At 35.7% G+C, this 13,159-nt stretch carries 15 protein-coding genes and 1 pseudogene; 4 read left to right on the top strand and 12 right to left on the bottom strand.

Features of this window, described 5'->3' with window-relative positions; translation table 11 throughout:
* The 3 genes and pseudogenes from A9Q93_RS01365 to A9Q93_RS01375 form a co-directional block, all read left to right on the top strand.
* Nucleotides 1–358 (top strand): annotated as a pseudogene (locus tag A9Q93_RS01365) (porphobilinogen synthase); the annotation flags it as partial.
* Nucleotides 359–367: 9 nt separating this feature from the next.
* Nucleotides 368–928, top strand: a complete 561-nt coding sequence (locus tag A9Q93_RS01370) for a GNAT family N-acetyltransferase (protein ID WP_303685586.1) — start codon at nucleotides 368–370, stop codon at nucleotides 926–928.
* 4 nt (nucleotides 929–932) lie between these two features.
* The gene (locus tag A9Q93_RS01375; RefSeq protein WP_303685587.1) at nucleotides 933–1,406 is read left to right on the top strand and encodes a regulatory protein RecX; all 474 of its coding nucleotides are present in this window, start codon (nucleotides 933–935) and stop codon (nucleotides 1,404–1,406) included.
* On the opposite strand, the gene A9Q93_RS01380 is transcribed toward A9Q93_RS01375, so the two are convergent.
* The 9 genes from A9Q93_RS01380 to A9Q93_RS01420 all read right to left on the bottom strand — a co-directional run bounded on the left by A9Q93_RS01380 (nucleotide 1,396) and on the right by A9Q93_RS01420 (nucleotide 9,463).
* Nucleotides 1,396–2,268, bottom strand: coding sequence for a cupin-like domain-containing protein (locus A9Q93_RS01380; protein WP_303685588.1), 873 nt, complete (start codon nucleotides 2,266–2,268; stop codon nucleotides 1,396–1,398). The genes A9Q93_RS01375 and A9Q93_RS01380 overlap by 11 nt on opposite strands.
* Before the next feature lie 49 nt (nucleotides 2,269–2,317).
* Nucleotides 2,318–3,406: a biotin synthase BioB gene (gene bioB / locus A9Q93_RS01385; RefSeq protein ID WP_303685589.1), complete on the bottom strand. Its 1,089-nt coding sequence runs from the start codon at nucleotides 3,404–3,406 to the stop codon at nucleotides 2,318–2,320.
* An 81-nt stretch (nucleotides 3,407–3,487) separates the two neighbouring features.
* The gene (locus tag A9Q93_RS01390; RefSeq protein ID WP_303685590.1) at nucleotides 3,488–4,609 is read right to left on the bottom strand and encodes a beta-ketoacyl synthase N-terminal-like domain-containing protein; all 1,122 of its coding nucleotides are present in this window, start codon (nucleotides 4,607–4,609) and stop codon (nucleotides 3,488–3,490) included.
* A gap of 198 nt (nucleotides 4,610–4,807) precedes the next feature.
* Nucleotides 4,808–6,085, bottom strand: coding sequence for an adenosylmethionine--8-amino-7-oxononanoate transaminase (gene bioA / locus A9Q93_RS01395; RefSeq protein WP_303685591.1), 1,278 nt, complete (start codon nucleotides 6,083–6,085; stop codon nucleotides 4,808–4,810).
* Nucleotides 6,082–6,699 carry a dethiobiotin synthase gene (gene bioD, locus A9Q93_RS01400; RefSeq protein ID WP_303685592.1) on the bottom strand — a complete coding sequence of 206 codons (618 nt, stop codon included), beginning with the start codon at nucleotides 6,697–6,699 and terminating at the stop codon, nucleotides 6,082–6,084. Before bioD ends, bioA begins: the two co-directional genes overlap by 4 nt.
* Nucleotides 6,692–7,105: a hypothetical protein gene (locus A9Q93_RS01405; RefSeq protein ID WP_303685593.1), complete on the bottom strand. Its 414-nt coding sequence runs from the start codon at nucleotides 7,103–7,105 to the stop codon at nucleotides 6,692–6,694. The genes bioD and A9Q93_RS01405 overlap by 8 nt, the downstream gene beginning before the upstream one ends.
* The gene (locus tag A9Q93_RS01410; protein ID WP_303685594.1) at nucleotides 7,102–8,223 is read right to left on the bottom strand and encodes an aminotransferase class I/II-fold pyridoxal phosphate-dependent enzyme; all 1,122 of its coding nucleotides are present in this window, start codon (nucleotides 8,221–8,223) and stop codon (nucleotides 7,102–7,104) included. The genes A9Q93_RS01405 and A9Q93_RS01410 overlap by 4 nt, the downstream gene beginning before the upstream one ends.
* A gap of 116 nt (nucleotides 8,224–8,339) precedes the next feature.
* On the bottom strand, nucleotides 8,340–8,951 hold the full coding sequence (locus A9Q93_RS01415; RefSeq protein ID WP_303685595.1) for a MarC family protein: 612 nt from the start codon (nucleotides 8,949–8,951) through the stop codon (nucleotides 8,340–8,342).
* Nucleotides 8,952–8,953: 2 nt separating this feature from the next.
* Nucleotides 8,954–9,463, bottom strand: coding sequence for a DUF3124 domain-containing protein (locus A9Q93_RS01420; protein WP_303685596.1), 510 nt, complete (start codon nucleotides 9,461–9,463; stop codon nucleotides 8,954–8,956).
* 234 nt (nucleotides 9,464–9,697) lie between these two features.
* Between A9Q93_RS01420 and A9Q93_RS01425 the strand changes: the two genes are divergently transcribed.
* Nucleotides 9,698–10,126, top strand: coding sequence for an ankyrin repeat domain-containing protein (locus tag A9Q93_RS01425; protein ID WP_303685597.1), 429 nt, complete (start codon nucleotides 9,698–9,700; stop codon nucleotides 10,124–10,126).
* A gap of 238 nt (nucleotides 10,127–10,364) precedes the next feature.
* Here the strand turns inward: A9Q93_RS01425 and A9Q93_RS01430 are convergent, their stop codons facing one another.
* The 3 genes from A9Q93_RS01430 to A9Q93_RS01440 form a co-directional block, all read right to left on the bottom strand.
* Complete coding sequence (locus A9Q93_RS01430; protein ID WP_303685598.1) at nucleotides 10,365–10,640, bottom strand: F0F1 ATP synthase subunit epsilon; 276 nt, start codon at nucleotides 10,638–10,640, stop codon at nucleotides 10,365–10,367.
* A gap of 70 nt (nucleotides 10,641–10,710) precedes the next feature.
* Nucleotides 10,711–12,222 carry a F0F1 ATP synthase subunit beta gene (gene atpD, locus A9Q93_RS01435; protein ID WP_303685599.1) on the bottom strand — a complete coding sequence of 504 codons (1,512 nt, stop codon included), beginning with the start codon at nucleotides 12,220–12,222 and terminating at the stop codon, nucleotides 10,711–10,713.
* 222 nt (nucleotides 12,223–12,444) lie between these two features.
* Nucleotides 12,445–13,159, bottom strand: a 715-nt coding sequence (locus A9Q93_RS01440; protein ID WP_303685600.1) for an SIS domain-containing protein, incomplete at its 5' end; no start/stop codon positions are given.

The following is a 13,159-nucleotide window of genomic DNA, read 5'->3' on the forward strand; positions in this document are numbered from 1 at the left end:
AGATGCCTTGGATAGTGCACCAGGATTTGGTGATAAAAAAACCTATCAAATGGATCCTTCAAACCGTAATGAAGCTATTAAAGAGACCTTAATGGACATCGATGAAGGAGCTGATATTGTTATGGTAAAACCAGGATTATGTTATCTAGATATCGTAAGAGATATTAAAAACGAAGTAGATGTTCCTGTAAGTGTGTACCAAGTTAGTGGAGAATATGCCATGCTCAAAGCTGCAGCCGAAAAAGGCTGGTTAAATCACGATGCAGTAATGATGGAACAAGTAACTGCCATCAAAAGAGCTGGCGCCGATTTAATTGCTAGTTATTTTGCTAAGGATGTGGTGAGGTTGATTTCTTAATCATGTAAAATGATGAAATACCTACTCACTAATCAAGAAACAGAACGACTATCATTTCGACCGGTTGATAAAGCTGACTTTGACACATGGCTGCCTTTTTTTAAGATGAAAAACATCTATAAATATTTATGGCTGGACGAGACTAAAAGTGAACAAGAGCTATGTGAATTCTGGTTTGAAAAATGTCTGGCAAGGTATGAAGAAGATCGTGGTGGACTGAATGCCGTGATTCTCAAATCTACAGGAGAAATGGTAGGTAAATGCGGCTTGCTTGTTCAAGATATAGAAGAGGAGAAAAGACTAGAAGTAGGCTATTCTTTCTTACCTCAGCACTGGCATAAAGGTTATGCTACAGAAGCAGCCATCTTTGCTAAAAACTTTGGGTTTATAAATGAATATGATAAGCATTTTAATTCTAACATTCTTTCCATGGTTCATGTAGAAAATGAAGGAAGTGCAAAAGTAGCTCGCAATAATTCAATGAAATTTGAAAAACAAGTTCCTGGATTAGGTCAAAATGTATTTGATATTTTTTCTATTACCAGAAAAGAGTGGGAAGTAGCACAATAAAATTATGCCACAAGAATCCTTTACTGTAGAAGAAGCTACTCGCGCTATCGAGCGATATTGTGCTTATCAAGAAAGGTGTCATAAAGAAGTAGTAGACAAACTTAAAAGTATGGGTATGATCGAACTAGCAATAAATGAGATCATACCGCATCTCATTCAGCATAAATTTTTAAATGAAACTCGATATGCCGAAGCTTTTGCTAGAGGAAAATTCCGAATTAAAAAATGGGGGAAAAATCGTATCGTACGGGAACTCAAAATGAAGGGACTCAATGATCGTACTATAAAAGCCGGACTTAAAGAGATATCTGAAAGTGATTATGTGATGGTTTTTGATACGCTTTCGCGAAAGCGGTTACTACAACTCACTAAAGAAACAGATAAGTACAAAAAACGTAAAAAACTAGCTGACTATTTACTTTATCGAGGCTGGGAAAGCCACCTTGTGTATGCTAAAGCTACAGAGCTTATTCCTTAATATTTAAATTTTTATGGGTTTTAATTATAGCCTGATCATTTTTATAATCGATCCAGTCTTGACCCTTACGTTTGCGCATAAAATTATCGTAATGGCGCATAAATAGCAAATTATATAACGCCTTTCCTAGGTTCTTAATCTTACGAGGGTAAGACCTTAAACTTATAGAAAAACCAGGAGTTAAGTAATGCATATAATGCCAGTAACCTTCAGGCATGTACAGCATTTCACCATGGTTGAGCTCGCATACGTAACCTTTAGCTTGTTTTAAGGCTGGCCACTTCTCAAGATCTGGATTAGAAAAATCTATATCTTCTCTAGCTATAAGAGCATGCGGCACGCGATATAAAAACTTTGATTGATCTGGCGGGAATATTACACACCTTTTCTTACCATTAAAATGAAAATGCAAAATATTAGTAAAGTCAATATCATAATGCATAAAAACTCTAGAATCAGTACCGCCAAAGAACATCATAGGTAAACCTTTTATAAGGCGCATACCCAACTTTGGAAACTTAAAGTCTGACTGTAGTACTGGTACTTCTTTCAGGATATTGTAAAGAAATATCCTGAAGTTAGTAGGTTTTTCCTTAAGGAGTTTTATGTAATCCTCCATTTTCATTTCGGCATGAGCCTGATTAAACCCTTCATCATGCTTTACAGGACGATCATCATACAATGGTACTGTTTTATCTCCAGCAACTTTATTAATATAATCTAGATTCCATTTTTCATAGGCAGGCCAGTCCTTAGTTAATTTTTCAATCACGACAGGACGCTGTGGCTTGAGATAATTTTTTATAAAATCATCTTTACTAATAGAGGTAACCCTTGGTATTTGTTCAAGATTTAATGGCATAAGCAATTTGCAAACCTATAAAAACAATGAGATAATCTTCTTTGTTTAACTATGCTTTAACGGCTTTGGCAGCTTGTTTTGCTTGTTCATTGCGCTCAATTTTATGTTCTGGTCGCGTCCACTTAGGCTTCTCACCTAGCGACTTATATTCAGAATATTGAGCCTCAACAGTTTCTGGCTGTGCCTTTTTTACAAATGGTTTCATAGGTTCTAAACCTAGTAATTCAAACATTTTCATGTCTTCATTTACATCTGGATTAGGTGTAGTAAGTAATTTATCACCGGCAAAAATAGAGTTTGCACCAGCAAAGAAGCACATAGCTTGTCCTTCTCTACTCATGTCAGTTCTTCCTGCGCTTAATCTTACTTGAGTTTGAGGCATAACAATACGAGTAGTGGCTACCATACGTACCATTTCCCAAATAGAGACAGGTTGTTGTTCTTCTAGAGGAGTTCCTTCTACAGCAACAAGCGCATTGATAGGAGTACTTTCTGGTTGCGGGCTTAAACTTGCAAGCGCAACTAGCATTCCAGCACGATCTTCTACATTTTCTCCCATTCCTATAATCCCACCGCTACAAACAGTAACATTAGTCTTACGTACATTATCAATGGTATCTAGACGATCTTGATAACCACGTGTAGAAATAACTTCTTTGTAATACTCTTCAGAACTATCTAGATTATGATTATATGCGTATAATCCAGCCTCTGCAAGACGTTGCGCTTGGTTTTCAGTAATCATACCTAAAGTACAACACACTTCCATGTCAAGTTTATTTATGGTACGTACCATTTCAAGAACTTGATCGAATTCTGGTCCGTCTTTAACGTTTCTCCAGGCTGCTCCCATACACACACGAGAACTACCGCTAGACTTTGCTCTTAGAGCTTGTGCCTTAACTTGTTGTACAGACATCAGGTCATTACCTTCGATATCAGTATGATAACGCGCCGCTTGTGGACAGTAACCACAATCTTCTGGACAACCGCCAGTTTTAATTGAAAGAAGCGTAGAAACCTGCACTTGATTAGGGTTGTGAAATTCTCTATGAACCGTAGCTGCATCATATAACAAATTCATAATAGGTCTGTTATAAACTTCTAAAACTTCTTCTTTGGTCCAGTTATGTCTCATAATAATATTGTGCAATTAAAAAGTAAATGTAGGGATTCTTAAACTATAATAATAGTGAGTAAAGTATAAAGATATAGCGTCTTATTTTTCAACAAGTAAGCTTACCGCATTACCACCAAAACCAGTGGCGTTAATTAAAATACGTTGCGGAACACGTTGTTCATTACGCGGATTTAAAAAGGATTCTTTTAAAAAGGGAACTTTAAAAATAGTTTCTGTTTGAAGCATTTCTATAGCCATGGCTAGATTTAAAGCACTGCTTGCACCTAGGGTATGCCCTAATTGCCATTTATTGTTACATAGATGAGGATGCTTCTTCCCAAAAACTGCCTTAATCGCTCGATACTCTGCAAGATCACCCTTGATCGTTCCAGGAGCATGAGTAATAATAACGTCTATTTCTTCTGATTTATGATCCTTTATCGCTTGCCTCATAGATTCTTGTAGACTTTCTCCTGACTCAGTCACGGATGTCGCACTATTTAATTGTTCTATGGCGCTCCCATATCCTACTATTTTGGCTAAACTTTTTTCTGACTTAAGAGAAAGTAGAAATAAAGCTGCAGCTTCACCTAAAATCATAGAATTATGATTTTTATCTACGTCAAGTGCCTTACAAGGTATGGTGTCGTTTTCACGAGAATAAATCCTCAAGGCTTTCATTTGAGAAATCGTAAAATCTGTTAGAGGTGCTTCACTTCCACCTGCGATCATGCTTTGAGTCATGCCACTTTGTAGCCAAGCAATAGCATTTAAAATAGAATGAGAAGCTGTCGCACAAGTAATACTATGGGAAAATGCTGTACCTTGTAAACTTAGATCTTGAGCAACCCAACTTGAAATATTGCCTAACGTAGTAAGTGGTGACGAGGTAGTTGGAGCTGTTCCGCTTTCGCGAAAGCGGTCATAATTCTTTTCCCATAATGCAGTGGCACCACGACTAGAGCCTATGTTTACCGCGGTTCTCTTATCTACACGCTTTAATGATCGTGAACATAGAAGAGCTAATTGTACGCTTCTATCTAAGTGTTGGAAATTTTTATTTTCGGAAATTAGGGTATCTAACAATACAGTATTCTGTGAACAAATACGGCTGATCCAAGAACCATTAGACTGTTCAAAATAGGTCTGTTGCTGCGCATCATAAAATGATTTCACAGCAGCTACTACAGACGCATCGTTAATGTAAATAGGCTTTTCCAACAGTTATTTTTAAAGCTGCAAAAATGCGAAGAACATGACTAGATTCCTATAATAATCTAGTAATATTAGCTATTTACCTCTTCTAGAAAATCGTTTGATTTTACTTGTAAATTTGAAGTGAAATAGAAATTTACTCCTTCTCAAACTTTCTTTATTTAACTTGAAAGAATCGATTCAAATTTATACTAACTGCAACTCTCAGTTGAATTCAGTCAAAAATTTTAAAAGCAATATATAGACATCATTCATTTCTTCTTTAGTACTAGTAAATGGAGGAACGATGTAAATCGTTTTCCCTAAAGGCCTTAGGAACATGCCTTGTTTCCAGAACCATTGAAAAATTTCATTACGCTTATTACCATAACGTTCCATTTCTATAGCTAGATCTATAGCTAGAATAACGCCTATTGATCTCACATCGGCTACCTTATGATGATTCTCGATTTGATTTGCAAAGTCTTTATTCCAATTTGATATTTCTTGAATGCGTTTTTGGATATCTGAGGAAGTTAACAAATCAATTGCAGCACTTGCAACGACACAACCTAAAGGATTACCTGAATAAGTATGTCCATGAAAAAGACCTTTAGCTAGCTGCTCGTCATAAAAAGCATCAAATATTTTTTGTGTGCATGAGGTTATGGCCATAGGCATAATTCCTCCAGTAAGGGCTTTAGAAAGACAAATGATATCAGGTTTTGCACCTATTTGATCACTTGCAAAATTAGTTCCTGTTTTACCAAAACCGGTCATTACCTCGTCTGCAATAGCGATAACTCCATGCTGCTGGAACTTATTAATTACTTGACATAAAGATTCTGCATCATTAAGTTGCATAGCTGCCGCTCCTTGAACTAGTGGTTCATAAATAAAACTAGACACTTCATGTTCCTCTAAAATGGAGGTCACACCTTGTAATATTTGTTCAAGATTATCTTTAGTAGGAGCAGGAATACGTATTACATCAATAAAGAAATCTTCAAATGGTCCATTATACACTGACAAGCTACTAGCGCTCATAGCTCCAAAAGTATCTCCATGAAAACCATTATCAAGCGCTACAACAACGTTGCGCTTTTCTCCTTGATTAAAATGATATTGAAAAGCCATTTTAAGGGCAATCTCTACGCTAGTAGATCCATTCTCTGAAAAGAACAACTTCTGCTGGTTATTTGGTAAAATAGCGATCAATTTCTCGCTTAACATAGCAGCTGGTTCATGTGTCATTCCTGCAAAAACCACATGATGTAATTGATCTACTTGGTTTTTAAGAGCGGTAGTTAGTTTAGGGTTTGTATGACCGTAGCTACAAGTGTACCAGCTAGAAATACCATCAAAATATTTATTACCGTCAAAATCGAATAAATAGTTTCCTGAAGCATGAGAAATAGCAAGTGGCTCAGCAGCGTTTTTATGCTGGGTTAAGGGATGCCAAATATACTTTTGATCGTTCTTGAGAATCTTTTCTTTACTCATAGAGATTCTAGCGCATTTTGAAATTGCAAAGCATAGTTATTGATCACAGTAACATCAATGTGATCTTCACGGTTTATGTGACCTAAAGTAGGTAGTCCAGACATTTTTTCAATAATCTCTATAGTACCGTCGAGATCTACATGATTATAAATAATACCTACACAATTGAGACCACGCGCTTTAAGTAATTCTGCACTCATTAAAGTGTGATTAATACTTCCTAAATAGCCAGCGCTTACTAAAACAACATGATCTTCAGGAGTAATTAAATCAACTATAGTGTTATTATCATTAATAGGTACTAATAATCCACCTGCACCTTCCACTACAAGTTTATTTGAAGTTTGAGGCCTTATAATCTTATCTAGCTCTATAGTCACCCCATCAATCTCTGCAGCTTTATGAGGACTCATAGGCGTCTTTAATCGGTAGGACTCTGGATGTATAATTGTTTTACTATTACTTACTAAGCTAGAGACAGTAACTTTATCTGTTTCTTCTAGCCCACTTTGAATAGGTTTCCAGTAATCTGCTTGCAGTGCTTGTGTAACAATTGCAGCTGCGATTGTTTTACCTACATCTGTACCTATACCGGTTATAAAAATATCACTCATCTATATCAAATTTTGTATTGCAGTTCACACATTGATAATTATATGAACTGGAAAAAGGTAAAATACTTAATGCGATTGCCTTAATCTTTTCTGCAAAAGTACGTGCTGTTTCTATATCACTTAACTCTCTTGCCTTTCTTTTATGACAATTAGGGCATTTAACATATTCTACTCGATACTTAACGAGATCTGGATTTGAGGTTTCTAAAATCCCCATGGCTTTTATAAAATCTTCTTTATAAACTTGCATTTTCACTCCACCTATTGCATTTGTTGCAAAAGGGTCTGTAGCCACAGTAAATTCGTCTTTTAAAAAAACTTGTACTTGCTCACTTTCTAATTTTCCTTTTACTACAACAGCCTCAGCAGGATAGGAAAATACTGCAATCGTTCTAAATTTACTCATAGTCTTTGTAACGTTATTGCAAGCAATTCTAGCATTAGTGTTATTTCTTCTTTTGTATTAAAACTGTGTAAGCACATACGCAGGCGCTCTTCGCCTTTTAGGACGGTAGGAGATAGTATAGCTCTAACATCATAACCTTCCTTTTGAAGTACTGACGCCACTTTTTTTACTTTCTCATTACTAGAAATAGTACATATTTGTATTGCGGTCTCGCTTTCGCGAAAGCGTAATCTCAATCCATTTTGTAGGACCAGTTTATTGAATAATGCAATGTTATCATGTAATTGTTCAACAGGTTTTTGATCTTCTAACAAGACTCGATAAGCATTTGAAATACAAAGTAACGCGTGCTGTGGCAGTGCAGTAGTATAAATAAAACTGCGCGCAAAATTAATTAGGTACTCTTTTAAATCTGAGCTTCCTAAAACAGCTGCTCCATGTGCGCCCATAGCTTTACCATAGGTTACTACTCGAGCAAAAATATCGTTTTCTAAATGCAGTTTTTGAGCGAGTCCTTCTCCATTGTTTCCAATAACACCTAGTGCGTGAGCCTCGTCGAGAATAAGATGTACGTTGTTATATTTATTAATCAACTTTATCATACTCTCTAATTGCGGCATGTCACCATCCATAGAAAATACAGACTCTGTAATCACATATACCTCTCTCTGGTCTGCATCACTAAATTTAGAGAGTAAAATTTCTAAATGCGCTAAATCATTATGACGGAATTTAAGTGACTTTGCCTTAGAAAGCTGAATTCCATCTCTAAGACTAGCATGAACTAATGCGTCAAAAAGAATCAAATCTGTACGATCTGTGAGTGCTGGAATTAGGCCAATATTTGCGTCATATCCAGAATTAAATAATAACGCTGCTGGTGTATTATGAAATTGAGCTATTTGATTTTCTACATGGCTATGCAGCTCAGTATGGCCAGATAAAAGCCGGCTGCCTGTCGCACCGTTTGAGTCTGATGTGCTAGGTAATGGAAGCTTTGAAAAACCTAAGTAATCATTTGATGAAAAGTCGACTTTATGTTGAGATACCTTTAATGAGCGCAAACTTCCTGAAAAGTGACGCATACCTATAAGAGCCTGAAGTTTATCTGGAAGCATAACACAAAAATAAGATTTAATAAATTCTTACCTTAAAAACATATGACCTTATATCAATAATGCGTCTTTAAGTTAGTAAATATTGCATGGTGCTTGTACTGAAAAGATTTTGATATCTAAAGGTTTGAAAAGTAATTACTTATACCGCTCAAAATACTTTGAACTGCATAAGATGCCAGTATCAATCCCATGATTTTACTTATCACAGTAATTCCATAGCTACCTATCATTTTTTGCAAATGGTTTGCAGCTAACAATATCCCACAGGTTAGCCCTATGACTAAAAGTACTATAGCTGTTGTGATTGATTGTTGCTCAATGGTATAAATATGATTATCAGTTAATAAAACTACCGCCATTATTGCTCCTGGAGATGCGATAGATGGTATTGCTATAGGAAATATGGTAACATGCTTGTAATCTGTTATTCTATTTTTCTCAATCTCCGGTTTCCCATCGCCAAAGATCATTGTAAGCGCAAAAAGAAATAGAATTACACCGCCTGAAATTTGAAATGCATCTAAAGAAACTGACATGCCTTCTAAAATGAGCTGACCTATGACTATAAAAAATAGCAAGATCAAGAAAGCAATTACCGAGGCGCGTATGGCAATTTTATTTCTATGGGCAAGATCAAATTCTTTAGTCGCTTCCAGATATACAGGAATAGACCCTATGGGATCTATTACTGCAAAAACAAAGAATATAGTAGTTAGAATTTTAACCATAGTTAATCTATTCTCTCGGCTTTTGTTGTAAACGAGATACCTTGTTGCCCCATAGTTGATGTCATAATTCCTTCAAATAAAGGTTCTGGACAATTGGGAGGCGTTTTCCATTCTATGATAAAATTAGATCCTGTTCCACCAGAAATATCTAGCTCTTCAATTATTATTTCAGTAGTTTCTAAAGGCGCGAGATAAATAGTTTGATTAAAATAATTTCTCAAAGAAACACCTTTAGTATCAAAATACTCTGCTCTTAGTAAATAAATAGTATCTGTTTCACTTTTATTTCTCATACTTACGGTTGTAGTCAAATTACTTTTGACGTGTTCTGTACGGTTATAAATTTGAGAATATACAGAAAGATAAGACTTACCATATTCTAAAGAGTCTAGAGCGGTTATATCAATAGCTCTTTTAGACCAATTAGTTGGGTTTAAAGAACTCAACTCCTTTTGTTCTTCACAACTAGAGAATAACACACATATCGCGATAATTAATAAACTCCACTTCATTAAACCTTACTTTAGTGTTCATCCAAAAATAAGGATATCACATTGATTTGTTTAAGATACTTGAGAATTTGTGATTAAATAAGAAATATAGAAAATTTACATTTCAAAGCTTTGCATTAACAATTTTACATTTGAACGACAGGTAATTCAATGAGTAAACTCTTCAAATCTGTAGATGAATTTTTAAAAGATTTTAAACGATAGTGTTATATTAGCATATCTTAAAACTTAATAATGATGAAAAAAGTTCTTTTAATCCTCGCTTTAATTGTAGCTGGAACAGCCACTGCTCAAGATTTAACTCGAGAAATGACTATAGCTTTAAAAAATGATAGCCCAACAGATTTAAAAGCGTATATCACCGATGCTAATAAAAATGAATGCTTAACAGCAGGAACTCAAAATTCTTCTTTTTTACAACTTGCGATACAAATGAATAGTGGCGATATAATTGATTACTTACTAACTGATGAAAAAGTAAACGTTAATCAAGCTTGTAACGATCACACGCCACTTATGTGGGCTGCAAAATTAGGAAAAGCAAATACGATAGAAGTATTATTAAAGGCAGGCGCAGATAAATCTACGAAGATAAACGGTCAGACAGCTTTAGATCTAGCCATAGCAAATGGTAACGAAAGATCAATTAAATTATTGAAATGATATATCAATAATGATAATCAAAATCAACTATAAATTAAAGCTTGCAAGGTAAAAATTGCAGGCTTTTTTGATAAAGTATTTTTTAATAGCGAAGTAATAATACCGTTCTCATAAACACATAGAAGTTATAATTAAATTTTTGCTATACTATACTCTTAATTAGTTTGCAGATGTAAGTCCATAAAAAAAGTCCTCATGAAAACATGAGGACTTTTTAATATTTATATAAATAAAGAAATTAATCTGCTAAAACAATTGCCTTATTATCTTTCATTTCTAAAACACCTCCAGTAATGGCATAATTAGTTGTCCCATCTTCTTTCTTAAAAAGAGAAACAACAGACTCATCTAACTCAACATTGCCAAATATTTTTATAGAACCACTAGTCAATAGAGACACCACTGGTGCGTGATTATCTAGCATTTGAAACTGACCGTTAATACCTGGTACAGAAACCGATTCTACTTGACCACTGAAAAGAGTCATCTCTGGAGTTACTATTTCTAAAATCATTATCGTATTATTTTTAGTTTCAGTTTATGATCACAGCTACCTATCACTGTGACCATAACTGTTTACTAATTTATGCTTCAGAAAGCATTTTCTCTCCTGCTTCGATAGCTTCTTCTATCGTTCCTTTAAGGTTGAAAGCACTTTCTGGAAGGTGATCTAGCTCTCCATCCATAATCATGTTAAATCCTTTGATAGTATCTTTAATATCAACTAACACACCTTTAAGACCGGTAAACTGCTCTGCTACGTGGAATGGTTGAGATAAGAAACGTTGTACACGACGCGCACGCCCTACAGCCATTTTATCTTCTTCAGATAGTTCCTCCATACCTAAGATGGCAATAATATCTTGAAGCTCCTTATATCTTTGTAATAACTCTTTTACTCTTTGCGCACAGTTGTAATGGTCATCACCTAAAATATCTGCTGTAAGAATACGAGAAGTTGAATCTAGTGGATCTACCGCTGGATAGATACCTAGCTCAGCAATCTTACGAGAAAGTACTGTTGTCGCATCAAGGTGAGCAAATGTAGTTGCTGGTGCTGGATCGGTAAGGTCATCTGCAGGTACGTAAACCGCTTGTACAGATGTAATAGATCCTTTTTTAGTAGATGTAATTCTTTCTTGCATCGCTCCCATTTCTGTTGCAAGAGTAGGTTGATAACCTACCGCAGACGGCATACGACCTAAAAGAGCTGAAACCTCAGATCCTGCTTGAGTAAAACGGAAGATATTATCTACGAAGAAAAGAACGTCTTTTCCTTGTCCATCTCCAGCTCCATCACGGAAATATTCTGCTATAGTAAGACCAGAAAGCGCTACACGAGCACGAGCTCCTGGTGGCTCATTCATTTGACCAAATACGAAAGTAGCCTTAGACTCTCTCATACCAGCTTTATCTACTTTTTGAAGATCCCAACCGCCTTCTTCCATAGAATGCATGAAGTCATCTCCATATTTTATAATTCCTGATTCTAACATCTCACGTAAGAGGTCATTACCTTCACGTGTACGCTCACCAACTCCTGCAAACACAGAAAGTCCACCGTGACCTTTTGCAATGTTATTAATCAATTCCTGAATCAATACTGTTTTACCTACTCCGGCACCACCAAATAATCCAATCTTACCACCTTTTGCATAAGGCTCAATAAGGTCGATTACTTTAATACCTGTAAAAAGTACTTCAGTAGAAGTAGAAAGGTCTTCAAATGCTGGCGCATCTCTATGTATAGAAAGACCATCTTTACCAGTTTTAGGAAGATCACCTAAACCATCGATAGCATCACCGATAACATTAAATAGACGTCCATAAACATCATCACCTATAGGCATTTTGATAGGATTTCCAGTTGCTTGAACAGAAGCACCACGGCTTAGTCCATCAGTGGAATCCATAGAGATTGTTCTTACTGTGCGCTCACCGATGTGAGATTGTACTTCAAGTACCAGTATAGAACCATCTTCTTTTGTGATTTCTAGTGAATCATAAATTTTAGGAAGTGCACTATCTGCACTGTCAAATGTTACGTCTACCACCGGACCGATGATTTGTGAAACGCTACCTGTATTCTGAGACATTGATATAATGTTTTAAAACTTAAAAAGATACAACTTTTTACAGCTGTTTTTCGTCGTGCAAAGATACTGCTTTCATCTTTATAAAAACATGCACTTTTTTATTTTTTTTATTAAGTAAAAAGATCATTCCATGAAGTTGTTTCTGCTTTCGCGAAAGCGGAAAAACAAAAAGCCATTCCTAAATAGAAATGGCTTTTGTAATATAAAACATTCTTTACCGTATTACTCTACCGTTACACTCTTAGCCAAATTACGTGGCTGGTCTACGTTCTTTTCTAATTTTACCGCAATATGATAAGATAGTAGTTGAAGTGGAATAGTAGTTAATAATGGAGTCATGAACTCGATGGTTTCAGGAACTTCAATAACATGGTCTGCAAGACTTCTTACATCTACATCTCCTTCTGTTACAATACCTATAATTTTACCACTACGTGACTTTATTTCTTGAATATTACTTACCACTTTCTCATAATGCCCTTTCTTAGTTGCAATAACCACCACGGGCATTTGCTCATCGATTAATGCGATAGGACCATGTTTCATTTCGGCAGCAGGGTAGCCTTCAGCATGTATATAGCTAATTTCTTTTAATTTCAATGCACCTTCTAAGGCTACAGGGAAATTAAATCCGCGACCTAGATAAAGACAATTTTTTGCATCTTTATATATCTCAGCTACTTGCTCAATATGATCGTTTGATTTTAATGCCTCAGCAACTTTACCGGGAATGTTTTCTAACTCATTCAAATAGGTATGGAAATCACTAGTAGAAATTTTGCCTTTTTTCTTTGCGAGCTGTAAAGCTATTAAAGTTAAAACAGTGATTTGGGTTGTAAACGCCTTAGTTGATGCGACGCCTATTTCTGGACCAGCATGTGTATATGCTCCAGCGTGAGTTTCTCTAGAAATCGAGCTTCCCACTACGTTACATACA

Origin of the sequence: Nonlabens dokdonensis (assembly GCF_002162835.1) — a bacterium.
Classification (GTDB): domain Bacteria; phylum Bacteroidota; class Bacteroidia; order Flavobacteriales; family Flavobacteriaceae; genus Nonlabens; species Nonlabens dokdonensis_B.

Bases quoted from the DNA above. Each gene is read 5' to 3' on its own strand.
- bioB (WP_303685589.1), bottom strand. From the start codon at position 3,406: ATGAGACATAACTGGACCAAAGAAGAAGTTTTAGAAGTTTATAACAGA.
- A9Q93_RS01425 (WP_303685597.1), top strand. From the start codon at position 9,698: ATGATGAAAAAAGTTCTTTTAATCCTCGCTTTAATTGTAGCTGGAACA.
- A9Q93_RS01380 (WP_303685588.1), bottom strand. From the start codon at position 2,268: ATGCCATTAAATCTTGAACAAATACCAAGGGTTACCTCTATTAGTAAA.
- bioA (WP_303685591.1), bottom strand. From the start codon at position 6,085: ATGAGTAAAGAAAAGATTCTCAAGAACGATCAAAAGTATATTTGGCAT.
- A9Q93_RS01415 (WP_303685595.1), bottom strand. From the start codon at position 8,951: ATGGTTAAAATTCTAACTACTATATTCTTTGTTTTTGCAGTAATAGAT.
- A9Q93_RS01405 (WP_303685593.1), bottom strand. From the start codon at position 7,105: ATGAGTAAATTTAGAACGATTGCAGTATTTTCCTATCCTGCTGAGGCT.
- A9Q93_RS01420 (WP_303685596.1), bottom strand. From the start codon at position 9,463: ATGAAGTGGAGTTTATTAATTATCGCGATATGTGTGTTATTCTCTAGT.
- A9Q93_RS01370 (WP_303685586.1), top strand. From the start codon at position 368: ATGATGAAATACCTACTCACTAATCAAGAAACAGAACGACTATCATTT.
- bioD (WP_303685592.1), bottom strand. From the start codon at position 6,699: ATGAGTGATATTTTTATAACCGGTATAGGTACAGATGTAGGTAAAACA.
- A9Q93_RS01375 (WP_303685587.1), top strand. From the start codon at position 933: ATGCCACAAGAATCCTTTACTGTAGAAGAAGCTACTCGCGCTATCGAG.
- A9Q93_RS01410 (WP_303685594.1), bottom strand. From the start codon at position 8,223: ATGCTTCCAGATAAACTTCAGGCTCTTATAGGTATGCGTCACTTTTCA.
- atpD (WP_303685599.1), bottom strand. From the start codon at position 12,222: ATGTCTCAGAATACAGGTAGCGTTTCACAAATCATCGGTCCGGTGGTA.
- A9Q93_RS01430 (WP_303685598.1), bottom strand. From the start codon at position 10,640: ATGATTTTAGAAATAGTAACTCCAGAGATGACTCTTTTCAGTGGTCAA.